The 20,292-nt window shown below is 58.0% G+C and carries 27 protein-coding genes; 9 read left to right on the forward strand and 18 right to left on the reverse strand.

Features of this window, described 5'->3' with window-relative positions; all coding sequences use genetic code 11:
* Positions 1–123 precede the first annotated feature (123 nt).
* From DHN60_RS05450 to DHN60_RS05480, 7 genes are all read right to left on the reverse strand, one after another.
* On the reverse strand, positions 124–561 hold the full coding sequence (locus DHN60_RS05450) for a GNAT family N-acetyltransferase (protein ID WP_108836257.1): 438 nt from the start codon (positions 559–561) through the stop codon (positions 124–126).
* A complete protein-coding gene (gene tsaB, locus DHN60_RS05455) occupies positions 558–1,130 on the reverse strand; it encodes a tRNA (adenosine(37)-N6)-threonylcarbamoyltransferase complex dimerization subunit type 1 TsaB (RefSeq protein WP_108836258.1) in 573 nt (190 codons plus the stop codon). Before tsaB ends, DHN60_RS05450 begins: the two co-directional genes overlap by 4 nt.
* The gene (locus DHN60_RS05460) at positions 1,127–1,558 is read right to left on the reverse strand and encodes a GFA family protein (RefSeq protein WP_108836259.1); all 432 of its coding nucleotides are present in this window, start codon (positions 1,556–1,558) and stop codon (positions 1,127–1,129) included. Before DHN60_RS05460 ends, tsaB begins: the two co-directional genes overlap by 4 nt.
* Positions 1,548–2,111 (reverse strand): NifU family protein, encoded by a 564-nt coding sequence (locus DHN60_RS05465; RefSeq protein WP_108836260.1) that lies wholly within the window; start codon positions 2,109–2,111, stop codon positions 1,548–1,550. Before DHN60_RS05465 ends, DHN60_RS05460 begins: the two co-directional genes overlap by 11 nt.
* Before the next feature lie 120 nt (positions 2,112–2,231).
* Positions 2,232–2,687: a universal stress protein gene (locus tag DHN60_RS05470; protein WP_108836261.1), complete on the reverse strand. Its 456-nt coding sequence runs from the start codon at positions 2,685–2,687 to the stop codon at positions 2,232–2,234.
* Between the two features lie 76 nt (positions 2,688–2,763).
* On the reverse strand, positions 2,764–3,624 hold the full coding sequence (locus DHN60_RS05475; protein ID WP_108836262.1) for a branched-chain amino acid aminotransferase: 861 nt from the start codon (positions 3,622–3,624) through the stop codon (positions 2,764–2,766).
* Positions 3,625–3,685: 61 nt separating this feature from the next.
* Positions 3,686–3,922, reverse strand: a complete 237-nt coding sequence (locus DHN60_RS05480; RefSeq protein ID WP_108836263.1) for a hypothetical protein — start codon at positions 3,920–3,922, stop codon at positions 3,686–3,688.
* A 154-nt stretch (positions 3,923–4,076) separates the two neighbouring features.
* Between DHN60_RS05480 and DHN60_RS05485 the strand changes: the two genes are divergently transcribed.
* The 3 genes from DHN60_RS05485 (at position 4,077) to DHN60_RS05495 (ending at position 5,564) form a co-directional block, all read left to right on the forward strand.
* Positions 4,077–4,799 carry a M48 family metallopeptidase gene (locus DHN60_RS05485; RefSeq protein WP_108836264.1) on the forward strand — a complete coding sequence of 241 codons (723 nt, stop codon included), beginning with the start codon at positions 4,077–4,079 and terminating at the stop codon, positions 4,797–4,799.
* 78 nt (positions 4,800–4,877) lie between these two features.
* Positions 4,878–5,228, forward strand: coding sequence for a YigZ family protein (locus DHN60_RS05490; RefSeq protein WP_108836265.1), 351 nt, complete (start codon positions 4,878–4,880; stop codon positions 5,226–5,228).
* Positions 5,229–5,303: 75 nt separating this feature from the next.
* Entirely contained in the window at positions 5,304–5,564 is a 261-nt protein-coding gene (locus tag DHN60_RS05495) for a DUF6455 family protein (protein WP_108836360.1), read from the forward strand.
* Here the strand turns inward: DHN60_RS05495 and DHN60_RS05500 are convergent.
* The 5 genes from DHN60_RS05500 to rimO form a co-directional block, all read right to left on the reverse strand.
* On the reverse strand, positions 5,556–6,188 hold the full coding sequence (locus DHN60_RS05500) for a hemolysin III family protein (protein ID WP_108836266.1): 633 nt from the start codon (positions 6,186–6,188) through the stop codon (positions 5,556–5,558). The two genes, DHN60_RS05495 and DHN60_RS05500, sit on opposite strands and share 9 nt — an antisense overlap.
* A 47-nt stretch (positions 6,189–6,235) precedes the next feature.
* Positions 6,236–6,616 (reverse strand): thiol-disulfide oxidoreductase DCC family protein, encoded by a 381-nt coding sequence (locus tag DHN60_RS05505; protein WP_108836267.1) that lies wholly within the window; start codon positions 6,614–6,616, stop codon positions 6,236–6,238.
* Positions 6,617–6,675: 59 nt separating this feature from the next.
* Complete coding sequence (locus tag DHN60_RS05510) at positions 6,676–7,023, reverse strand: hypothetical protein (protein WP_234423530.1); 348 nt, start codon at positions 7,021–7,023, stop codon at positions 6,676–6,678.
* 88 nt (positions 7,024–7,111) lie between these two features.
* On the reverse strand, positions 7,112–7,351 hold the full coding sequence (locus tag DHN60_RS05515) for a CDGSH iron-sulfur domain-containing protein (RefSeq protein WP_108836268.1): 240 nt from the start codon (positions 7,349–7,351) through the stop codon (positions 7,112–7,114).
* An 86-nt stretch (positions 7,352–7,437) separates the two neighbouring features.
* Positions 7,438–8,835, reverse strand: coding sequence for a 30S ribosomal protein S12 methylthiotransferase RimO (gene rimO, locus DHN60_RS05520; protein ID WP_108836269.1), 1,398 nt, complete (start codon positions 8,833–8,835; stop codon positions 7,438–7,440).
* Between the two features lie 103 nt (positions 8,836–8,938).
* Here rimO and DHN60_RS05525 point away from each other — a divergent pair, with 103 nt between their 5' ends.
* Together DHN60_RS05525 and DHN60_RS05530 are read left to right on the forward strand one after the other, a co-directional pair.
* Positions 8,939–10,879 carry an AsmA family protein gene (locus DHN60_RS05525; RefSeq protein WP_108836270.1) on the forward strand — a complete coding sequence of 647 codons (1,941 nt, stop codon included), beginning with the start codon at positions 8,939–8,941 and terminating at the stop codon, positions 10,877–10,879.
* Between the two features lie 32 nt (positions 10,880–10,911).
* Positions 10,912–11,298, forward strand: a complete 387-nt coding sequence (locus DHN60_RS05530; protein ID WP_108836271.1) for a nuclear transport factor 2 family protein — start codon at positions 10,912–10,914, stop codon at positions 11,296–11,298.
* Positions 11,299–11,338: 40 nt separating this feature from the next.
* On the opposite strand, the gene DHN60_RS05535 is transcribed toward DHN60_RS05530, so the two are convergent.
* From DHN60_RS05535 to DHN60_RS05560, 6 genes are all read right to left on the reverse strand, one after another.
* Complete coding sequence (locus DHN60_RS05535) at positions 11,339–12,835, reverse strand: phosphomannomutase/phosphoglucomutase (protein ID WP_108836272.1); 1,497 nt, start codon at positions 12,833–12,835, stop codon at positions 11,339–11,341.
* A 28-nt stretch (positions 12,836–12,863) separates the two neighbouring features.
* Positions 12,864–13,697: a 3-deoxy-8-phosphooctulonate synthase gene (gene kdsA / locus DHN60_RS05540; RefSeq protein WP_108836273.1), complete on the reverse strand. Its 834-nt coding sequence runs from the start codon at positions 13,695–13,697 to the stop codon at positions 12,864–12,866.
* 1 nt (position 13,698) lies between these two features.
* Positions 13,699–15,390, reverse strand: a complete 1,692-nt coding sequence (locus tag DHN60_RS05545; RefSeq protein ID WP_108836274.1) for a capsule biosynthesis protein — start codon at positions 15,388–15,390, stop codon at positions 13,699–13,701.
* The gene (locus DHN60_RS05550) at positions 15,368–16,027 is read right to left on the reverse strand and encodes an ABC transporter ATP-binding protein (RefSeq protein WP_108836275.1); all 660 of its coding nucleotides are present in this window, start codon (positions 16,025–16,027) and stop codon (positions 15,368–15,370) included. Before DHN60_RS05550 ends, DHN60_RS05545 begins: the two co-directional genes overlap by 23 nt.
* Before the next feature lie 220 nt (positions 16,028–16,247).
* The gene (locus DHN60_RS05555) at positions 16,248–17,279 is read right to left on the reverse strand and encodes a permease (RefSeq protein ID WP_108836276.1); all 1,032 of its coding nucleotides are present in this window, start codon (positions 17,277–17,279) and stop codon (positions 16,248–16,250) included.
* Positions 17,272–17,616 (reverse strand): helix-turn-helix transcriptional regulator, encoded by a 345-nt coding sequence (locus tag DHN60_RS05560; RefSeq protein WP_108836277.1) that lies wholly within the window; start codon positions 17,614–17,616, stop codon positions 17,272–17,274. The genes DHN60_RS05555 and DHN60_RS05560 overlap by 8 nt, the downstream gene beginning before the upstream one ends.
* A 96-nt stretch (positions 17,617–17,712) precedes the next feature.
* Here DHN60_RS05560 and DHN60_RS05565 point away from each other — a divergent pair, with 96 nt between their 5' ends.
* The 4 genes from DHN60_RS05565 (at position 17,713) to DHN60_RS05580 (ending at position 20,255) form a co-directional block, all read left to right on the forward strand.
* The gene (locus DHN60_RS05565; protein ID WP_108836278.1) at positions 17,713–18,294 is read left to right on the forward strand and encodes a uracil-DNA glycosylase family protein; all 582 of its coding nucleotides are present in this window, start codon (positions 17,713–17,715) and stop codon (positions 18,292–18,294) included.
* Positions 18,291–19,079, forward strand: a complete 789-nt coding sequence (locus DHN60_RS05570) for an SseB family protein (protein WP_108836279.1) — start codon at positions 18,291–18,293, stop codon at positions 19,077–19,079. The genes DHN60_RS05565 and DHN60_RS05570 overlap by 4 nt, the downstream gene beginning before the upstream one ends.
* Before the next feature lie 155 nt (positions 19,080–19,234).
* The gene (locus DHN60_RS05575) at positions 19,235–19,759 is read left to right on the forward strand and encodes a YHS domain-containing (seleno)protein (RefSeq protein ID WP_108836362.1); all 525 of its coding nucleotides are present in this window, start codon (positions 19,235–19,237) and stop codon (positions 19,757–19,759) included.
* Positions 19,760–19,769: 10 nt separating this feature from the next.
* Positions 19,770–20,255: a rhodanese-like domain-containing protein gene (locus DHN60_RS05580; protein ID WP_108836280.1), complete on the forward strand. Its 486-nt coding sequence runs from the start codon at positions 19,770–19,772 to the stop codon at positions 20,253–20,255.
* Positions 20,256–20,292 lie beyond the last annotated feature (37 nt).

Consider the following 20,292-nt stretch of genomic DNA (forward strand, 5'->3'; position numbering starts at 1 on the left):
AGGCCGCAGGGGCGGGATGGGGTCAACCGCTTTTTAACCCTTGGCCTTGCGCATTTGAACGTGACCTTGCGCTATGCTGAACGCTTGGGCGGGGGGCTGTCTGCCCCCACGGACCCACACGGGTCAGTCCCCCGGGGATTTTTGGGAAACAGTGAAGGGCAGGGGTGCGCGCATGATCAGCGCATCCACCTTGTGATCGTCCCGTTTGTAATATCCAGCCCTGCGCGCCACGACCTCAAAGCCGAACTGTGCATATAGCCGGGTGGCGGGCGCGTTATCTGCAGCGACTTCGAGAAAGGCGGTTCCTGTTCTGTCTTGGGCTGTGCGCATCCAATGTTGCATAAGCTCTGCCCCGATCCCTTGCCGCTGATGATCCGGGTGAGTGGCGATGGTCAGCAACTCGGCTTCGCCCGCAATGGCGCGCCAAAGTGCAAATCCGTTTTGCGCGGTGCTCAGGTGGCAGTATGGGCTGTCGAGCAGTGCGCGAAACTCATCTGCCGACCACGCTCGGTCTATGGAAAATGCGGCGTCATGTAGCTTTGCCAGCGCTTCGGGGGTCATGTGAGAATGCGGGGCGGTGCATCCCTTGCCGGGGCCGCGTCCGGGGCGCGGACGTAGAACGGGGCGGGTGGCTCGGGCGTTGCCGGCCACAAATGCGCAGCATGCAAAGCAGCGCCTGTCGCGAGATCAGCGGGTGTTGGATTCGGCGCGGCATCGGTGACGTCTGCCGCAGGAATGATGCGCGTTCCCTGATCGTCGCTTACGTAGACCATGTCGCGCGGGGCAGGGATCGCAATCCGTGCGCTCGTCGGGGAAACGTGCGCGCGGGCCTCAAATCCGGTCACGCCATAGGCTGGGATTTTTAATCCCAACGCCAGACCGCGTGCCGCAGAAACGCCAATGCGAATGCCGGTGAAATTGCCGGGGCCAGTGCCGACAGCCAGCGCACTCAAATCTGACCAACTCTTGCCTTCGGCTGCCAGAACTTCTTCTAACAGGTCCATAAGGCGTTCTGCCTGCCCGCGCGCCATGTCCTCTCCATGCGCGCGCAGAATTGTATCGCCGTCGATCAGAGCGGCGGCGCAATGCGGCCCTGACGTGTCCAGGCCCAAGATGAGTTGGCTGCTCATGTGCTGGACGCTTTCAGGTCGGCGCGTGCGGTGCCATCCGACCGTGGCAAGTCGTCTGCAATATGCAGCCATGACAGGCGTTCCGCATGATGGCTGTGAAGAACGGGTGCCAGCGTGTCCGCTTGGTCGATGATCCCTAGTGGAACGTAGATTTGGTCTGGCAGATAGTCGAAGGCCGCGCCGAGAGGCGATCCACAGGTTTCGCAAGCCCAGCGTCGCACGTTGCCTTTGGGCGAATAGGCGCGGGGCATCTGCGCAATCAGATCACCTTCCGAAAAGGCTGCGAATGCGGCAACCGGCGCGCCTGTCCAACGTCTGCAATCGCTGCAATGACAATAGGCCACCGTTTCCGGTGGCCCTTGGATCGTAAGTTCGGATGCGCCGCAATAACAGCGAGCTGTGTATTCCGGCAAAGTCTCAGACGGCAACGGGGCGCACTTCTGTGACTTCGGGAATGTAATGGCGCAGCAGGTTTTCGATGCCCATTTTCAACGTCAGGGTCGAGGACGGGCAGCCCGCGCAGGCGCCTTGCATGTGCAGGTAAACAACGCCCCGGTCAAAGCCGTGGAACGTAATGTCGCCGCCATCTTGAGCCACAGCGGGTCGTACGCGGCTGTCGAGCAGTTCTTTGATCTGGCCCACAACTACGCCGTCTTCGCCATCATGTTCGGCATGACCGGAGGCTGGGGCGTGGCCGTCGTCCATGACAGGTTGTCCGGACTGAAAGTGTTCCATGATCGCACCCAAAAGGGCGGGTTTGATGTGGTCCCAGTCCACACTGTCCGCCTTGGTCACGGTGACAAAATCGGTGCCAAAGAAAACGCCAGTAACCCCATCGACCGAAAAAACACGCCGCGCAAGCGGTGATTTTTCTGAGGCATCCGCGCTTGGAAAGTCGGCTGTACCAACTTCGAGTACGGTCTGGCCTGGCAGGAATTTCAGCGTGGCTGGGTTGGGCGTGGATTCGGTTTGAATGAACATGGCGCATCTCCTGATGGATATTGTCGGATATGCGCTTGCGCGCGGGTCAAGTCAAGGTTTGGAACAATTCTAAACTGCTGCACTTGCGTGCCAACAGGCCGGTTGACCCGGCTAGCAAGGTCACGTGATGAGTTCGAGCTTTTCCTTGCTCAGGTCGCCGGGCACGATTGTGATCGGAATAGGCAGGTTGCCTGCATTGCGGGTCAACTGCGTCACGAGCGGGCCGGGACCCTTCTTGTCTGTGCCTGCACCCAGAACCAGAACGCCGATTTCGGGGTCTTCGCGCACCTGGGCCATGATCTCGTCAACAGGTTGTCCTTCGCGGATCACAAGTTCTGGATCTATGTCCTGTTTGTCGCGCATCCATTTGGCGAAAACTTCGAAATGCGCTTGGATGCGTTCGCGCGCTTCCTCGCGCATCACTGCACCGACACCGATCCAGTGATTGAACTCATCCGGGGGGATAACAGACAGGATGGCAACACCGCCGCCTGTGTTGGCCGCACGCATGGCGGCAAAGCGCATGGCATTCAGGCACTCTTGGCTATCATCCAGCACCACGAGAAATTTGCGCATGACGGGATCCCTGTTCCATTGCGAACGCAAGCATGCCGCCAGAGTCGATCAGAGGCAATGGAAACTTCGTACCCCCTCAGGTAGAGGCCGCCCAATCCCAATACATTTCGCGCACCCGGCGTGTCACGGGCCCGACCTGATATTGGCTGTCCTCAAAGGCGGTGACTGGGGTCACTTTCATCATGTTGCCGGACAGAAAAACCTCGTCAGCGTCTTCAAAATCGGCAAATCCAAGAACGGTCTCGTGCACTTCCATCCCGTCTTTGCGCATGTTGTCCATGTGGCGCGCCCGGGTAATCCCAGCCAGAAATGTGCCGTTCGGGATAGGGGTAAAGACTGCGCCGTCCTTGACCATGAACACATTGGCGGTCGCACTTTCAGCGACGTTGCCCATGGCATCGCCAACCAGTGCGTTGCCAAAACCGCGCCTGCGCACATCCGCCAGCATGCGCGCATTGTTTGGATAAAGGCAGCCAGCCTTTGCGTTCACCACGTTGTCTTCCAATACAGGGCGGCGGAACTTGGTCCGCCCAAGCGTGGTTGACGCGTTTTGATCTGCCATAGGTACAGCCTCAAGGCAGATGGCAAAGCCGGTCGAGTTTTCCTTGGGCACGATGCCGGACACGTCACCATCCAGCGCCCAGTACATCGGACGGATATAGACAGCTTCGTCAGGGCCATAGGCCTGCAATCCCTCTTGCACGGCAGCCACGATGTCGGCCGATTCCATCGTCGGTGTGATCATTAACGCTTCGGCAGAGCGGTTCACGCGGGCGCAGTGCGCCGCCAGATCCGGGGACCGCCCGTTAAAGTATCGCGCCCCGTCAAACACAGTGGTGCCGACCCAGCTTCCATGATCAGCGGCGCGCATGATCGCGACATCCTCGTCGTGCCATTCGCCGTTGAAGTAGGTGCGGATATGTGTGCCGATAGTCATGAGTAAACCTTTCCAGTGCTGCGCGCGAGGCTAGCAGAAACAGGTCACAGTTCCAGACCTTTCAGTCTGCCGGGCGCAGTTGATATACACCTTCTGGCAGATCAAGGGCCGCAGCCAGATCGCGCACTTGTTCAGGGGACAGTGTGATGCGCACCACGCTGTCTGTACGGGCATCAAACTGTTCAACCGTGATACATTCAGCAAAATTGTTGACGATCACATCCTCTTGCAGGGGGCGCGCGCCCTCATCCACCAGTGTGATGACCGTCGCGTCAAATTCGTGTTCGATGGTAAACATGGCACGAGGCTAAAACATGCCTTCTGATTTGCAAAGAGTCGCATGTAACATTTGGAACGCTTGACCGGGGCTGTAACCCGCATATTTCCATGGTACGACGATGATCCAACGGGCCAATACGGATGTCCCGTGTCCAAGGAAAGGAACGTGCGCAATGATCCGTTTGATCGCAGCCCTTGCACTGCTGGCATTTGCATCCGCCTGTGGCGAGCCAGTGGTTGTTTCTGGGCCGTCCTCAACTGGCCCTGCGCAATCGGCGCAGGATGTGCCCGACGAATTGCGCACCAGTTCACAAACCGGACGTGCATTCGCAAGCGTTGTGAATCGCGTTGAACCGATTGCAGAACGAGAATGCCGGTCGCGCACCACCGGGGTGAATTGCGATTTTCGTATTTTGATTGATGATCGCCCTAACCAGCCTGCCAATGCATTTCAGACACTGGATGAAAACAAGCGGCCTCTGTTGATTTTCACAATTGCACTGCTCAATGACGCGCGGAATGCAGACGAGATCGCGTTTGTAATGGGGCACGAAGCGGCGCACCACATTCGGGGGCATATTGCACGCCAGCAACAAAACGCAGCAGCAGGCGCTATCCTCTTGGGTGGAATTGCGTCCGTTATAGGGGGTGATCTCGGGTCTGTTGAGGCCGCCCAGCAGCTTGGGGCGCAGGTCGGCGCACGATCATATTCAAAGGATTTTGAGTTGGAGGCCGATCAGCTTGGCACCGTCATCACGGCCCGCGCAGGTTACGATCCGGTTCGGGGGGCGGGCTTTTTTACTCGAATTCCTGATCCCGGTGACAGGTTTCTTGGCACCCACCCGCCCAATGCCCAAAGAATCCAGATTGTCAGGAGAACAGCAGCTGGCTTGTAAGGGATTGTTTTCCCAACTGGAAAACATTTGCAAACAGACGCGGTTTCCTTTTCGCGCCACCCGGTATCTCTTTTGATCATGAAACAACTCGGACATATCCTGACCGATAAAGGCTCCAAATATGCGGTTTCGGGATGTCCCGTGACCGACCGATCAATGATCGACGCTGCCCTGAAATCGCTGAAGCGCGATCGCAGCTATGCCAAGGCGACCCACAACACGTGGGGCGCTGATTTAAGCGACGGCGGCCCCATCAAGGGCGATGATGGCGAAGCGGGTGCGGGGATGGTGATTCTGCGAATGCTGGAACGCGAGGGGCTGCGGGACCACCTCGTTGTGGTGACGCGCTGGTATGGCGGAAAACATCTTGGAGGGGACAGGTTTCGCCATGTGCAGACCTGCGTACGCGCCTATCTGGATGCGCGTTGATCTGAATCAAGGACGATGAAGGCCTTGCGAGGCATCGTTTCAAGCAACGATAGCCAGCAGGAAGGACCCCTCCCGATGTCTCCGACCCATCTGAAACGTCACGCCCAACTGGTAGACGACATGGCCACTGCACGTGGGCTTGATCTGCAGGAAATTGCTTTGCGCGGTGATCTCAGCCCCTCGGATATTTCCAATCTTGTGCTGAGTTGTACTGGGTGCACGCAAACTGCAGCTTGTGAAAAATGGTTGTCCGAGCAAGTCGGTGCTGTGTCCGCCGCGCCCCACTATTGCCGCAACGGTCACCGCTTTGATGATCTGGCCCGTAACTCAGGCTGAAACACCCACAGACACCGCCGCAAAGAAACAGGTGGAGGCAGCCAGTACGAACCCGTGCCACACGGCGTTCTGATAGCGCATTTGCGGATAGCGGTAGACCAGAGTTCCGAGCGAATACAGCAACCCACCCCCGACGATCAGTGCAACGGTTGCAGTGGGCAAGGTCTGAGCCATCGGCCAGATCAGCAGGACACTTGCCCAGCCCATGCCCAGATAGACCGGCAATGATCCACGACCGTCCGCTGCCCAAAAGCTAAGCTTGGCCACAGCGCCCGCCAGCGCGACGAGCCAAACCCCAGCCAGAACCACGTAGGCAAAGGCCGACCCGATCAGGACGACCAAGGGTGTATAAGTGCCCGCGATTTTGAAATAGATCGCTGCGTGGTCAATCCGCCTGAACATGGGTCGCGTTCGTTCCCAGGGCAGAAGGTGATAGAGCGCAGAGGCGACGAACGAAAACAGCAAAAACCCCGCATACATGCTGGTGGCAGCAATCTGCGTCGTGGTCTGTGTTTGGGCGACATATACCACGAGGACGATGCCCGCGATTAAGGTCGCGATCAGGCTTAGGGCGTGGACAGAAGCGTCGGCAAGGGTTTCGCGCAAGGAATATGGATAAGACATACCGCTAAACTGACCGCTGTTGCGCCCTCAGTCCACAGTGCGAAGCGTCACGATTGTGTTGACGTTGCGCCAACGCGCCTTAGATGCCAGCGATATATCACGGGGGCCAAAACAAGGTCATATGTCACGCATGCCAGCTTGTTCAGGCCGGGCAGAGAAATCAGGCGTGCCAACCAGTTATAACGGGGCATGTCTTGCCACAGCACAATGAACGCCGGAATGCCGGAATACATTTGGGCGTCCTTCATGACATACAGCCGACGCGCTGCTTCATCAGGTGACAGGCCCCATTCGTCCAGCGCATCCCGGTTGAGATCCTCAAACCGGATAGGCAGGCCAGTCCGTTCAGAATAGGCGGAATAATGGTTGATCTCAAAACTGCACACCGGGCAGTCGGCATTGTAAAGAACGCGCGTGTTGTCTGTCATAGACGAAAAGTAGGGCTGCTATTCTCGTCCGACAGGGGCAATGCGCCGCAGGGCAAGACTCAACGCGGTTTGTTCCCGTCAATCCAGCGCGACATCATCAGCTTGTCCCGGAAGCATTCCGGGGGGATGTCGCGTCGCTTCAACCGCGCAATGCGTTCGGCAAACTGGACTTGCTTGGCGCTTGGATATGCAGAAAACCGGGACGCAGGCGCGCGCTTGGCGCGATCAATCCACGCCGACAAACCGGTCTTGTTGCGTAACAGGGAGGACGGAATTGCTTGCCCGGTCCGCGCCGCAAGCGTGCGCGCATATGCGATCTGTTTTTCACTCGCGGGCATCGGTGCCTCTATCGGCAGAGCCCCCTGAGCGGGGTCAAACAGGCTGGGTTGGCGTGCGTGATAAGACATGGATGTTCTCCGCTCTCAGGAATGAGAACAAATATAGAACATTTATAAAAAATTGCAAGGATGTGCCCAATTCAGCCCTCAGACGCGGTCACAGTTTGGAATGCGATCCGTCGCATAGTGGTTTGTTTTCGCTCGCCTTGCAGCCGCAAAAGAACACCTTCTTGCTTTCTTCGGCGGTGTATTTCTGCGGACTGATCCCAGTATCTTTATGCGATCCGTCGCAAAACGGCTGATTGGCGGACTGGCCACACGCGCACCAGAAATAGGACTTTCCGGCCTCTACTTCGACGGGGTACGGCGCTTTTTGGGCGATTTTGGGTGTCGTCATTGGATCAGACCTTTCGTTGAGCAATACCGCTCACATAGGAGGCAGCCTGAACATTTCGACTTCAATCGTTATGCAAGGTCAAAAGGTCAGACCAATCGCCCCCAAAGATCGTATTCGCCCGCTTCGTCTACTTCGACCGAGACGATGTCACCGGGCTTCAGTGCCTCAAAGCCTTCATCGATGAACAGATTGCCATCAATCTCGGGCGCATCCGCCTTGGTGCGGCAGGTCGCGGCCTCATCGTCGATTTCATCCACAATGACCTGAATCGTTTGACCGACCTTGGCCGCCAGCTTCGCTTCTGAAATGGCCTGCGCCTTCTCCATGAATCGGTCCCAGCGCTCTTGTTTGACCTCTGCCGGTACATGATCGGGCAGTGCGTTGGATCGCGCGCCCTCCACGTTTTCGTATTGAAAACAGCCCACGCGGTCCAATTGAGCTTCGTCCATCCAATCGAGCAGAGTCTGAAATTCGGCCTCTGTCTCGCCGGGATAGCCGACGATAAATGTCGAGCGCAGCGTGAGATCGGGACAGGCGTCACGCCAGGCTGCAATCTCGTCCAGCGTTTTTGCAGCGGCGGCAGGACGGGCCATGCGGCGCAGAACATCAGGGTGGGCGTGTTGAAACGGAATATCGAGATAAGGAAGCACCAACCCATCCGCCATCAGCGGGATCAATTGGCGCACATGCGGGTAGGGATATACGTAATGCAGACGCACCCACGCGCCCAAACTGCCCAGATCGCGGGCCAGATCGGTGATGTGGGCACGATGCCCTTTGGCTTCGGCGTGTTTGATATCGACGCCATAGGCTGACGTGTCCTGAGAGATCACCAAAAGCTCGCGCACGCCTGCCTCAACCAGCTTTTCGGCCTCGCGCAGCACTGCATGGGCTGGGCGCGAGGCAAGGCGGCCCCGCATGTCTGGGATGATGCAGAATTTGCACTTGTGATTGCAGCCTTCGGAAATCTTGAGATAGCTGAAATGCCGTGGGGTCAAGCTAACGCCGCGTGCGGGCAGAAGATCAATGAACGGGTCCGGGTCTGGCGGCACGGCAGAGTGCACTGCATCCAAAACCTGTTCGTATTGGTGCGGTCCGGTCACAGCCAGCACTTTGGGATGCGTGCCTGTGATGTATTCGGGTTCTGCACCAAGGCACCCGGTCACGATCACGCGCCCGTTTTCATTCAGCGCCTCACCGATGGCTTCAAGGCTTTCGGCCTTTGCACTGTCAAGGAACCCGCACGTGTTGACGATCACCGCGTCCGCTCCTGAATAGTCGGGCGAAATGCCGTATCCTTCAGCACGCAGCCGGGTCAAAATCCGTTCGCTGTCCACCAGCGCCTTGGGACAGCCAAGCGACACCATGCCAATGGTCGGCTGGCCAGGGCGGCGGTTAGGGTCCATCCGCGCCTTTGGCGAAGTATCATCAAGCCGCACCTTTGGTGCGAGATCAGGGCGGAGGTCTGGCGGATTTGTGCTCATACCCTGCCTCTTATGCGATCACATCTGCGGCGAAAAGGGTTGGGGTGAGTAGCGGCCCTGCGTTAGGCTGAATTCAACCACGTCACAAGAACGGAGCAGGCCTATGAAATGGATCGCGCGGCTCATCGGGTTCTTCGTTGTGCTTGTCCTTGTGGCTGGGGTTTCCCTGCTTTTCTTACCCGCCGATCGCATCGCGCGGCTGGCGGCGGATCAGATGCGCAACGCCACGGGGCGGGATGTTCGCATCACGGGCGATGTGTCTATGACCTTGTGGCCAGTTCTGGGGGTCAGCGTCGGTGGGCTTGAGGTCGACAATGCCGATTGGTCCGAACAGGGACCGATGCTGACGGCAGAAAACGCAGCCATCGGTGTGGATGTGATGGCCCTGCTAAATCGTGAAATCCGGATCACCAATATCGAAGCCACGCGCCCAACCATAAGACTGGAAAGCCGCGCAGATGGCCGAGCGAGCTGGGTTTTTACAGACGCAAGTGGGGCCGCACAGATCGAAACCGAAGTCGCACCGGACACGCGCACCCCGCAAGCGGTGTGGATCGAGAACCTGTCCGTCAGCGATGCGACGTTGATTTATGACGCCGAAGGGTCTGACCTTGTGTCCTTCGCAAACGTTGATCTTACGCTGACTTGGCCCGAACGGCTGGGTGCGGCCGAACTTGCGGCCACGCTCAGCCCGGCAGGGGCAGATGTGGACGTGCGGGCGACAATTGGCGGGTTTGCGGGCTTCATCACTGGGCAGGTTCAATCTATTTCTGCCACTGTTGCGGCCGGGGGCGGATCACTCGCGCTCGTTGGGCGGGGCAGCACAGCGGGTGACGTCGCCGGGCATCTGACGCTGGACATGCCAAACACGGATGACTTCTTAACTGCTCTTGGCCTGCCGGCACCCGGACTACCCGCAGGTTTGGGACAGTCCGTTGACCTGCGCGCGGACCTGACCCTGACATCGGACCGGCGTTTATCTTTGCGCGATGTTATTGCGGACTTGGGGGCCAACGCAGTTGCAGGGGCGGCTGATATCTTGCTGAACGGAACCCCGGAGGTTAACGCGCAACTGAGCACAGGGGCGCTTGATCTGAGTGTGGCCACAGAGGCAGGCGGCGCATCAAGTGGCGGATCTGCAGCCCCCGCGGGCTCTGGCTGGCCCACTGACGTTTTGGATGCCAGTGGATTGGCGAGTTTTAACGGACAAATTGCGTTGAGCGCTGACTCGATTGACCTTGGCCAGTTCAAACTGGGCCAAACCCGAGCGCTTGCGCGCAATGACAACAGCCGCATGGTGTTTGAGTTGCGCGAAGTGGCCGCCTACGCGGGCAAGCTTACGGGCGAGTTTGTGATGAACAACCGGTCGGGCCTGTCTGTTGGGGGCAAGCTGTTGGCCAGTGGGATCGACATGCAGGCTGTATTGCGGGACGCGGCCCAAATTGAGCGGCTGACCGGCGCGGCGGATGCAGAGATGTCCTTTCTGGGGTCTGGCCAAACTGTGGACGCCATTATGAAGTCGTTGTCGGGCAATGGGTCTATCCAGTTTGGGCAGGGCACGATTATTGGCATTGATCTGGACCGTTTGATGCGATCGGGCGCGACTGGGGCTGGGACCACGGTGTTTGACAGTCTTGCGGCGACATGGACCATCGACGGAGGCGTGATGCGCAACGATGATCTTCTCTTGCGTCTCAGCAACTACGAGGCGCGGGGTGCAGGACAGGTCGGACTGGGGGCGCAAACGATTGATTATACATTCACGCCAGTGGCGCTCCGGGCCAACGACGGGAACGGAATCGCGATCCCCGTCCGCATGGTTGGACCTTGGTCCGATATCAGCATTCGCCCGGATCTGGAGGCCGCCCTTGACCTAAACCTCACCGCCGAAAAGGAACGGCTTGAGCAGCAGGCCGAGGATGCGGTGCGTAGCAAGGTCGCTGAGGAACTCAATGTGACGGATGAAGGTCAGGACCTTGAAGAGGCGGCCAAAGATAAGCTGGAAGATGAATTGAAGAAAGGGATACTCAAGCTGTTTGATTAAGCCGCCCAACACGCAATTTTTCGGAGATCCAGATGCCATCCACACCTGAAGCCAACAAGGCAAACGCGATTGCGTTTTACGACCTGATGTTCAACCAGTGCGAACCACGGGCCGCGATCGAGGCCTATGTGGGCGATGTCTATATCCAACACAATCCGCATGTCGGGGACGGCAAGGAGGCCTTCATTTCCTATTTCGAGGAAATGGCGGCGGGCTATCCGGGCAAAGAGGTGCGGTTTATCCGCTCTATCGCTGAAGGCGACCTGGTCGTTTTGCACTGCCACCAAACCTGGCCAGGCAGTGATGACTACGCGGGTATGGATATCTTTCGCTTTGATCAGAACGGCAAGGTGGTTGAACACTGGGATGTGCTGCAAGTGATCGCGGGAGAGTCCAAGAACGACAACGGACTGTTCTGAAAGATCAGGCTAGTGCGCCCGCATCCTGCGCCCGCTGTGCTTAAAATGTCTGGTCGTAATCGCCGACGCCCGGTTCTGTGCGGATCACGTCATCGATGTCTTTAAATATTGCGCGCAGTTCCGCCTCGGACTCTGGGCTTTCACATACCACGACAAGGTTCGGTGTGTTGGACGAGGCACGGACCAATCCCCAACCGCCATTGTCCAGGATCACACGGGCGCCGTTCACCGTCACGACCTCTTTGATCAGGCGACCGCCGATGGATCCACCGTTCTCGTGCCGATCAACCAGCTTCGCAACGATCCGTTCAAGGATGTCGTATTTCTCAGTATCCGCTGCATAGGGCGACATCGTCGGGGTGGCATAGGTCTTGGGCAGGGCACGGCGCAGGTCGGACATTTTCATATCCGGGTTCCTGTCCATCAACTTACAGATTTCGACAGCCACCCGCATTCCGCAGTCATAACCACGCCCGATGGGCTCAGCGAGAAAATAGTGGCCTGACTTTTCAAACCCCGCCAGCGCGCCCAGCTCCTTGACCCTACGTTTCATATGGCTGTGCCCGGTTTTCCAGTAGTCCGCCGTCACACCATGTTTGATCAGTTCTGGATCCGAGGCGAACAGGCCGGTGGATTTTACATCTGCAACGAAGGTCGCATTGGGATAAATCTTGGCCAGATCGCGGGCCATGATGACGCCAACCTTGTCGGCAAAGATTTCTTCGCCTTCGTCATCCACAACGCCGCAGCGGTCACCGTCTCCATCAAAGCCAAGCGCGAAATCCGCACCTGATGCTTTCACGCTGGCGGCCATGTCATGCAGCATCTCCATGGCCTCAGGATTGGGATTGTAGTGAGGGAAAGTGTAGTCGAGGGTGTTGTGGCTCTCTACCACTTCGACTCCAAGCCGGCGGAACAACTCAGGGGCAAAAGCGGCCGCTGTGCCATTGCCGGTCGCGCAAACGACCTTGAGCGCTCGGGTCATTTTGAAATCACCCACCAGGTCTTGCAGATAGGCTTCCCGTACCCCGTCGACGAATTCGTAGCCTCCGCGTGGACGCGGTTCGCCCCGACCGTTCAGAACGATCTCCCGCAACTCGCTCATCTCGTTCGGGCCGTGAGTAAGGGGGCGTTCAAAGCCCATCTTGACACCCGTCCAGCCGTTGGGATTGTGGCTGGCTGTCACCATTGCGACGGCGGGTACATTTAGGTGAAATTGGCTGAAATAGGCCATCGGGGACACAGCTGGACCGATGTCCTTGACCTGAATCCCAGCCTGCATCAGCCCCAGCATCAGCGCGTTTTTGATCGACAGCGAATAGTCACGATAATCGTTGGCCACCGCGATTTCAGGCTTTATCCCGCGACGGTGCATCTGTGTGCCAAGCCCCAATCCAAGGGCCGTGATGCCGGGCAGGTTGATCTCGTCCGGGTATTTCCAGCGCGCATCATACTCGCGAAAACCCGTTGGCGCGATCATCGGGTCGCGTAGGAATTCCCACGTGTTAGGCGTGACAATCGGTGCGGGTTTGTTCATCGAAACATACTCTGCGTTGGAAACGGGATTAAATCGAAAGAGGATCGGCCTTGGCCAACGCGTCGAACTGCATCAGGCTTTCGACAAGGCGGGGCATCTGATCCAGATATACCATGTTCGGCCCATCCGAGGGTGCGTTGTCGGGATCAGGATGGGTTTCTATGAACACACAAGCCACGCCAAGAGCGACCGCGGCGCGGGCCATGACGGGGGCAAATTCCCGCTGTCCACCACTTGAACCACCTTGCCCACCGGGTTGCTGTACCGAATGGGTGGCGTCCATCACCACCGGGTATCCCGTTTGCGCCATTTGCGGCAGGCTGCGCATGTCGGCCACCAGCGTGTTGTACCCAAACGAGGTGCCGCGTTCGGTCAGCAGAATGCGGTCGTTGCCGGTGCTTTCAACCTTGGTGATGATGTTGGGCATTTCCCAAGGGGCCAGAAATTGGCCCTTCTTGATATTGACGGCAGCCCCGGTATTGCCTGCAGCCAATAGCATGTCAGTCTGGCGGCATAGAAAGGCGGGGATCTGTATGATGTCTGCCACCTCGGCGGCGACCGCGCATTGCGCTTCGTTGTGTACATCCGTCAGGACCGGCACACCGAACGTGTCTTTGATCGATTGCAAGGCCGCCAAACCGGCATCAACCCCCATGCCGCGTTGCCCGGACAAGGACGTGCGGTTGGCTTTGTCGTAGCTTGCCTTGAACACATATTGCGCACCGGCGGCTTTACAGGCCTCTTGCATCTTTCCCGCAATCTCGTGGCCCTGATCGAGGCTTTCGATCTGGCAAGGGCCCGCGATTATCGTCAGGGGGCGGTCATTGCCGATGGTCAGGTCGGCGACTTGGACGTGTTTCATGTTAGCTGGTCACTTGTTCTCTGAGGATCGACGCGGTGAGCGAGATCATCAGATAGATGCCTGCAAAGACCAGAAAAGCCAAGATCGTGTTCTCAAATGCGCGTGGATAGGACGGTTCTTCGCTCGCGATTGGTTCAACCGCAACCGTCAGGTAGCGTACCTGACGCGATGCCTCGACCCGGGCCTGTTCCATCGTTTGCAGCGCCGATTGCATCATCATGTCGCGCGCGGCGAGATCGGCTTGGGCGATCTGGATGCGCGCGGCCAGTTCAGCAAGAGAATTCTCACCCCGCGACACATCTGTCATTTTGCTGTTCAGCAGGTTCAGCTGTGTTTTGAGGATCTCCAGAGTTCCTCGGGCTCCATCCACCCGGCTTTGGTTTGGACGTGAATTGTTGAGCAAGCTCGCCAGTTCGATCTCTTTCTCGATGACTTGCGTTTCGAGTTGCGAAATCTGGGCGCGAAGCGAGGCGATCACGCCTTCCGGGTCCAGTGTTGAACCCTCAATCTGCAGGCGCACAAGAGCCTCTTGGGCGGCGCGACGATCGATCTCGGCGCGGTCAAACCCCTCGCGGGCATCGCGCATTTGATCTTCACGCTTTTGCTGAGACAGGTTGTTGACCCGTTGTTCCGAGTACTCGATCAACTGGCGGGAAAAATCCGCGGATACTTGCGGATCTGCCGCGGCCACTTCCATGCGGATCATGCCTTCGGTCGGGTCGTAGCCGATTTTTACATTTTTCTTGTAGACCTTATAGGCCTCTTCGTTTGTTGGGTCTGCGCTGAGGCGCTGGATTGGATCAATCCAATCTTGGGTGAAGTGGGACTTGAACCCAACATCCTGATCAAGGCGCAGCATCGCGTCTTTGGACTGCAAAAAGCCTTGTACCGCGATGCTGTCGGAATTGGTCGCAAACTGAGTGGGTAACAGACCGCCCAACGGACCACCGCCGCCCGAACCTTCATTCTGGATGATCAGAAACTCGGATTTGGTGGCGTACATCGGCGTGGCGATGGCGTAAAAATAGTATCCTGCCAAAAAGGTAGGCAGCATCACGAAAAAGGCCAGCCGAACCAGCAAAAGGCCAGTCTTGCGACGCCGTCTGCGGGCGATGTCGCGCTGGATGTTGAACATTTCCTGCGCACGACGGTCTGCGGGGCTGACCTCGGTTGAAGGCAGTTGCTGTTTTTTGACTGGCACTGTCTGAGGCAGTTGCACACGGCCTTTGGCAGCACCCGCGCCCCCTTCGGATGCGGGCTGGCTGGCAAACGCATCCGGGGCGCCACCCTCATGTGGTTCGGCACCGGCCTGCGGCACGACCAGTTCCAGCATGTTTGAGCGCTGAAACGGATCGATGCCCTTGGCACGCAGTAGGCGCACTGCGTCGAAATCGGAGGTGGCTGGCAGCTTGTGCTTTTGCGCGACGCGGCGCGCCATGCGCAACTGGCGGCCCGTCAGACCTTCCTGACGGATGGCATCAATGGTATTTCCGCTGTCCACCTGTTCGGGTGAAGATGCCCCGCTTGCGGCTGTGGATTGGGGGGCTGCGGGCTTTGCACTACTTTTGGGTACAGGAGCATCCCGCTGCACCGCCTTGACGGGTTGTGGTTGAATGCTGCCAGCATCAGCCTGCTCCGCCGATGGAGCGGCACGTTTGATACGGAACTTTCTAGCTTTGGGTTTCGTAGTCATAAAGCCGTTTCGCCTCTTCCAGCGTGTCAAACATGTGCAGCTGGCCGTCTAGAAGGACGGCAGCCGATCGCGCGAACTTTTCAAGGGTTTGCGCCTGATGTGACACGATTATTATTGTTGTGGTGCGCAGCCGTTCCTGCAGCACCTCGCCTGCTTTTCGGTTGAATTCGACGTCGGTGCTTGACGGCATTCCTTCGTCGATCAGATAAATATCGAAATCCAGTGCCAGCATAAGGGAAAACGAAAACCGCGCGCGCATGCCCGAGGAATAGGTGCCGATGGGTTGGTCGAAATATTCACCAAGATTGCACAGCCAGCGGCAAAAGCTTTCGACATAGTCGGGGTCAAGCCCGTAAAGACGCGCAATATAGCGACAGTTTTCGTGGGCCGAAATCTTGGAGATCACCCCGCCCATGAAGCCGAGAGGGAACGAGATGTTGCAGCCGCGCCGAATTTCGCCCTCATCCGGTTTTTCCAGCCCCGCCATCATGTTGATCAAAGTCGTTTTGCCCGTGCCGTTTGGGGCCAGCACGCCAAGCGAATGCCCCAGTTCAACGCGAAAAGACACACGGTCAAGGATCACCTTGTGCTGTGTGCCAGTCCAAAAGGACTTGGAAACATTTTCAAACTCAAGCATCCCGTTGCTCCGCGGTGTGCTGGTGGTGCCGTCAAGGTTGACGTGGTCGGCGCGGTCCCTCCTTAACAGAGGTGTGTTTACGGCCTAATCCTCAACGTTGACCGCATTATGTCTAAGTTCACGTTAAATGTACAGGTTCCACGCTGCACTGTTGCGCCGCGTGGAACAATCGATTTTTAGCAGTCTTGGCGGAGTTTCGCCGTGGGTAGGGGACCTTTGATCAGGCCATCACCTGCCAGGCCATACCGGCGAGAATTGACCCCGTAAGGGCAAAGCCAAGATAGGCCGCAAACACGCGCGGTTTCACCAGCGCCCAGACCGCAATTGCCGCCGGAATCGAACTGACGCCACCTGCAATCATGAACGACATCGCCGCACCATTTGCCATGCCTTGATCCAGCAGATCGCCAATCAGGGGGGCCGCCGCATACCCATTGAGGTAGGCTGGCATTCCCACCAAAGCGCCCAGCATGATGGTGCCGATGCCAGTCCCGCCAAGCACGTTGGCAATAAGATCGGCAGGCATGTAAAAGACCATCAATCCTTCGATCACATAGGCCAGTGTCAGCCATTTCAGCAGGAAGGTGGCGTTCTCAAGTCCAGCACTGCGGAAGATGGCGACCCGGTCGCTGTCTCGCCAGAACTTCCATACTGGCTTGGCTGAAAACGGGGCTTTTACTCCGCAGCATCCACCCACCGCAGGTTTTTCCCGCAATGGGTTGGTGAACACAGGCGTGCCGGACAGAAGCAATGTGCCAAAGCCGCCGAACATGCCCAACGCGATGGCTGCCACGGTTTTGGCCAGCGCAAATTCCATACTGATTGCACCTGTAGTAATCGCAAACATGGCCGGGTCCATCAAAGGGGAGGCCAGCCAGAACGCCATAACAGCCCCCAGCGGCGCACCCACGGCAAGAAGGGCTGCGATGAACGGAATGACCTCGCATGAACAGAACGGAGAAAGGCCGCCCAGCAGAGCGGCCATTACAATCATGCGCGCGGGGTTGCCTTCAAAGGCTTTGGCCAGCAGGTTTTCGGCCCCTGTCGCTTTGAGATAGGCGATGGCCAGTACGGCAAAGGCGATGAAAGGCATCGTGCCCGCCAGTGCCTTGGCCGCGAAAATCAGGACATCGTCAACTTGTGCAGTGTCAAGAAGTGCGACGAGCAGGACGATGACGCCAATGGCCAGCCAGACGCGGTCAATGCGTGCCAGCCAGTTGGTGCGCGGAATTGGGGTGGTTGTATCAGCCATTGTTTGCGTCCTTTTGGAAATCCACGCTGTCGGCGCAGCACTCAGTCAGCAGAAAAGCCGAGAGGCTTTGCACTTCGTCAAATGCGACGGCTGCGCAGATGATCGAACGGCCCTGACGCGATTGCTTTACAAGGCCCGCGGTCGACAAAATTTTCATATGATGTGTAAGGGTCGAACCCGTTACACCGGTCCGCTCTCCAAGGTCGCCGATGCTCAGACCTTCGGGGCCTGCGCGTACAAGCGTACGCAGAACGGACAAGCGTTGTTCGGACCCAAGTGCTGCAAATGCACTGGCGGCGCGGGTGAGATCGAGCGGGTGGGGCGATTCCATTTTCATATTTCTAGAATTGTCGAAATGAAGGAGGTCTGCAAGTATTATTTCGACAAATATCGAAATGTTTGCCTAAGCCTCTGGAGTGTTTAGATGTTTAGTATGAGTATCGAAGCTGATCTTGGCGCTTGTACGATCTGTGCGGATCGCTTTGCCGCAACGCAAACACAACACCGGCCCCGCCCAGTTGTGTGGTTTCGCCCCGGCGTGCGCATCCTCGTGGCCGGTCAGGCCCCCGGAGCACGGGTTCACGAAAGCGGGCGTCCCTTTACCGACCCCTCCGGCGATCGGTTGCGCGATTGGCTGGGGATGGATTCAGAGACATTCTATGACCGCGACAAGCTGGCGATTGTACCGATGGCCTTCTGCTTTCCCGGCTACAACGCCAAGGGGTCAGACCTGCCGCCGCCCAAAGTTTGCGCTCAAACATGGCGGCATCAGGTGATGGCCCATGTTGGTGAGGTTCCGCTTGTTCTGCTCATCGGGGGGTATGCCCAAAGCTGGCATTTGGGCGCGAAAGCAGGAGTGACACAGACGGTTGCTGACTGGCGCAAATACGCCCCGCAAAGCTTCCCCTTGCCTCACCCGTCCTGGCGCAATACCGGGTGGCTGAAGAAGAACCCGTGGTTTGAGGCTGAAGTGCTACCCGCACTGCGCGCCCGAGTGAAAGACGTTCTGGCATGACTGAGACCCCTCTTGATATCGCGCATAAGGCAATGTCCGCCGCCCCAAACGATGACGCATTGCGCCTGCGCTTTTTCGAACGCCTCGGCGATGCAGAATTGTTTTTGCTGCTGGAGAACGAGGCAGAGGGCGATGCGGTCACCCCTCAAGTCTTTGATCCGGGCTCCGGCTCTATCGTTTTGGTTTTTGACCGACCAGAAAGGATGAGTGCATTTGTCGGGGTTGAGGTGCCCTATGTGGCACTGTCGGGGCGGGTCATCGCGGGGCTGCTTGCCGAACAGAACCTTGGGCTGGGGCTGAACATGGGGGTGGCGCCCTCGTCCTTTCTGCTCGATGCGGACGGGGTGAAGTGGCTGGCGCAAACTCTGGGCCATAGCCCGGACGAAGTTGAGGCGCAGTTGGCTGAAGTTGCCCCTCCGACTGGTCTGCCGGATGTGCTGATCTCTGCACTTGATACCAAGCTGGCAACTGCCACGGGATTGGCGCAACTCGCCTATCTTGTGAGCAGCACCGATACATCTGGCGCGCGTGGCCATCTGCTGGCCTTTGTCGGGGCCGCACCGGGTGCGGAGCCTGCTTTGGCACGGGCCGCGTCTGAGGCGCTGACTTTTTCGGGGATCGAGGCAGGCGCGATGGATGTTGCTTTTTTTGACGCCAATGAGCCGATCACTGAGCGGCTTGCACGGGTCGGATTGCGCTTTGATCTGCCCCAACCTGCGCCGGTGCGGAGCCCCGAAGCCATCGCACCCGGATCCGATCCGGACCATCCGCCCAAGTTACGCTGATCACGCCCGGGTTTCAGACAGTCACATCCGCGCGAGACGGTCTGATAAGGGCAACGCCGATCCTTTATAGTTGTAGCACCAGCAGGGCAGATAACGCGACCTGTTGCCCCGAACATGACCAGATGCCATTGTGCAAAAAGGATACTTGAAAAATGATGAACCGTTTCACCCTTGCCGTTGTTGGTGCCGCCAGCGCACTGACCTTTGCCACAAGCGCTTTTGCGGGTCCCCAGTATCTGGACGAGACCGGCTATGCGGTGTCGGGATATGACGTTGTGGCCTATTTTGGTCTGGAACAATCGCCGGTTGGTCAGTCCCAGCCTGCTGGCGTGCCGGGCAAATCGTCCATCACGGCAGACTACAATGGCGCGACATTTGCGTTTTCTACTGAGGCAAACCGGGATGCGTTTGTGGCCAATCCAGCCAAGTACGCTCCTCAGTATGACGGCCACTGCGCCTACGGCGTGGCCAAAGGCGGCAAAGTGCCCGGCAACCCGAACCTTTGGCGCATCGTGGACGGCAAACTGTTCCTGAACATCAACACAGCTGTTGTTGGTTTCTGGGAAGAAGACATTCCGCGCAACCTTGATCTGTCCGAAGACAACTGGGTATCGCTGGACGCAAATCCCGCCTCCGAAAACACGATCCCGAAATTCTCGAGCGCTGCACCGCAGGGCTAACGTGAGTAAGATGAAATCAGATATCAAAGGCCCGGCGCATATAACGCGTCGGGCCTTTGGCTTTGGAGCAGGGGCCCTTGTTTTGGGCGGCGCGGTCTTTGTATCGCGCTGGTTTAACATTTCGGCCGATGCCGAAGCCGACGGCAATTTGCGCGTTGAGGATGCACACAAGGCCGCGTTGTCCGGCACTGTTTTGCTGGTCGACATCCGTCGCCCTGACGAATGGCAGCGCACCGGAGTGGGAGAAGGCGCCGTTGCGCTGGACATGCGCCGTGAAGACTTTACTGACGCGCTCCTTGCGCATACCGCGGGTCGGCAGGATGTGCCCGTGGCGTTGATCTGTGCGCGAGGCGTGCGGTCCCGTGGACTAACGGCACGGCTGACCTCTGCGGGGTTCACAAACATCATCGATGTGCCCGAAGGCATGCTTGGCTCTGGCGCAGGACCCGGTTGGCTAAAGCGTGGTTTGCCCGTGGTCGCGTGGTCCCCGACCTAGCACTTGCCAAACGGAGCGCGCCCACGCGCGCACGCCA

The sequence above is a fragment of the Tateyamaria sp. Alg231-49 genome, assembly GCF_900143535.1.
Taxonomy (GTDB): domain Bacteria; phylum Pseudomonadota; class Alphaproteobacteria; order Rhodobacterales; family Rhodobacteraceae; genus Tateyamaria.

What these genes read in the sequence shown, in the direction of transcription:
- DHN60_RS05515 (WP_108836268.1), bottom strand. Translation starts at nt 7,351, where the DNA reads ATGACGACACCCAAAATCGCCCAAAAAGCGCCGTACCCCGTCGAAGTA.
- DHN60_RS05525 (WP_108836270.1), top strand. Translation starts at nt 8,939, where the DNA reads ATGAAATGGATCGCGCGGCTCATCGGGTTCTTCGTTGTGCTTGTCCTT.
- DHN60_RS05495 (WP_108836360.1), top strand. Translation starts at nt 5,304, where the DNA reads ATGTCTCCGACCCATCTGAAACGTCACGCCCAACTGGTAGACGACATG.
- DHN60_RS05450 (WP_108836257.1), bottom strand. Translation starts at nt 561, where the DNA reads ATGACCCCCGAAGCGCTGGCAAAGCTACATGACGCCGCATTTTCCATA.
- DHN60_RS05470 (WP_108836261.1), bottom strand. Translation starts at nt 2,687, where the DNA reads ATGCGCAAATTTCTCGTGGTGCTGGATGATAGCCAAGAGTGCCTGAAT.
- DHN60_RS05580 (WP_108836280.1), top strand. Translation starts at nt 19,770, where the DNA reads ATGAAATCAGATATCAAAGGCCCGGCGCATATAACGCGTCGGGCCTTT.
- DHN60_RS05555 (WP_108836276.1), bottom strand. Translation starts at nt 17,279, where the DNA reads ATGGCTGATACAACCACCCCAATTCCGCGCACCAACTGGCTGGCACGC.
- DHN60_RS05485 (WP_108836264.1), top strand. Translation starts at nt 4,077, where the DNA reads ATGATCCGTTTGATCGCAGCCCTTGCACTGCTGGCATTTGCATCCGCC.
- DHN60_RS05565 (WP_108836278.1), top strand. Translation starts at nt 17,713, where the DNA reads ATGAGTATCGAAGCTGATCTTGGCGCTTGTACGATCTGTGCGGATCGC.
- DHN60_RS05530 (WP_108836271.1), top strand. Translation starts at nt 10,912, where the DNA reads ATGCCATCCACACCTGAAGCCAACAAGGCAAACGCGATTGCGTTTTAC.
- DHN60_RS05480 (WP_108836263.1), bottom strand. Translation starts at nt 3,922, where the DNA reads ATGTTTACCATCGAACACGAATTTGACGCGACGGTCATCACACTGGTG.
- tsaB (WP_108836258.1), bottom strand. Translation starts at nt 1,130, where the DNA reads ATGAGCAGCCAACTCATCTTGGGCCTGGACACGTCAGGGCCGCATTGC.
- DHN60_RS05490 (WP_108836265.1), top strand. Translation starts at nt 4,878, where the DNA reads ATGAAACAACTCGGACATATCCTGACCGATAAAGGCTCCAAATATGCG.
- DHN60_RS05560 (WP_108836277.1), bottom strand. Translation starts at nt 17,616, where the DNA reads ATGAAAATGGAATCGCCCCACCCGCTCGATCTCACCCGCGCCGCCAGT.
- DHN60_RS05550 (WP_108836275.1), bottom strand. Translation starts at nt 16,027, where the DNA reads ATGCTTGAGTTTGAAAATGTTTCCAAGTCCTTTTGGACTGGCACACAG.
- DHN60_RS05570 (WP_108836279.1), top strand. Translation starts at nt 18,291, where the DNA reads ATGACTGAGACCCCTCTTGATATCGCGCATAAGGCAATGTCCGCCGCC.
- DHN60_RS05465 (WP_108836260.1), bottom strand. Translation starts at nt 2,111, where the DNA reads ATGTTCATTCAAACCGAATCCACGCCCAACCCAGCCACGCTGAAATTC.
- DHN60_RS05510 (WP_234423530.1), bottom strand. Translation starts at nt 7,023, where the DNA reads ATGTCTTATCACGCACGCCAACCCAGCCTGTTTGACCCCGCTCAGGGG.
- DHN60_RS05545 (WP_108836274.1), bottom strand. Translation starts at nt 15,390, where the DNA reads ATGACTACGAAACCCAAAGCTAGAAAGTTCCGTATCAAACGTGCCGCT.
- DHN60_RS05500 (WP_108836266.1), bottom strand. Translation starts at nt 6,188, where the DNA reads ATGTCTTATCCATATTCCTTGCGCGAAACCCTTGCCGACGCTTCTGTC.
- DHN60_RS05575 (WP_108836362.1), top strand. Translation starts at nt 19,235, where the DNA reads ATGAACCGTTTCACCCTTGCCGTTGTTGGTGCCGCCAGCGCACTGACC.
- rimO (WP_108836269.1), bottom strand. Translation starts at nt 8,835, where the DNA reads ATGAGCACAAATCCGCCAGACCTCCGCCCTGATCTCGCACCAAAGGTG.
- DHN60_RS05535 (WP_108836272.1), bottom strand. Translation starts at nt 12,835, where the DNA reads ATGAACAAACCCGCACCGATTGTCACGCCTAACACGTGGGAATTCCTA.
- kdsA (WP_108836273.1), bottom strand. Translation starts at nt 13,697, where the DNA reads ATGAAACACGTCCAAGTCGCCGACCTGACCATCGGCAATGACCGCCCC.
- DHN60_RS05505 (WP_108836267.1), bottom strand. Translation starts at nt 6,616, where the DNA reads ATGACAGACAACACGCGCGTTCTTTACAATGCCGACTGCCCGGTGTGC.
- DHN60_RS05475 (WP_108836262.1), bottom strand. Translation starts at nt 3,624, where the DNA reads ATGACTATCGGCACACATATCCGCACCTACTTCAACGGCGAATGGCAC.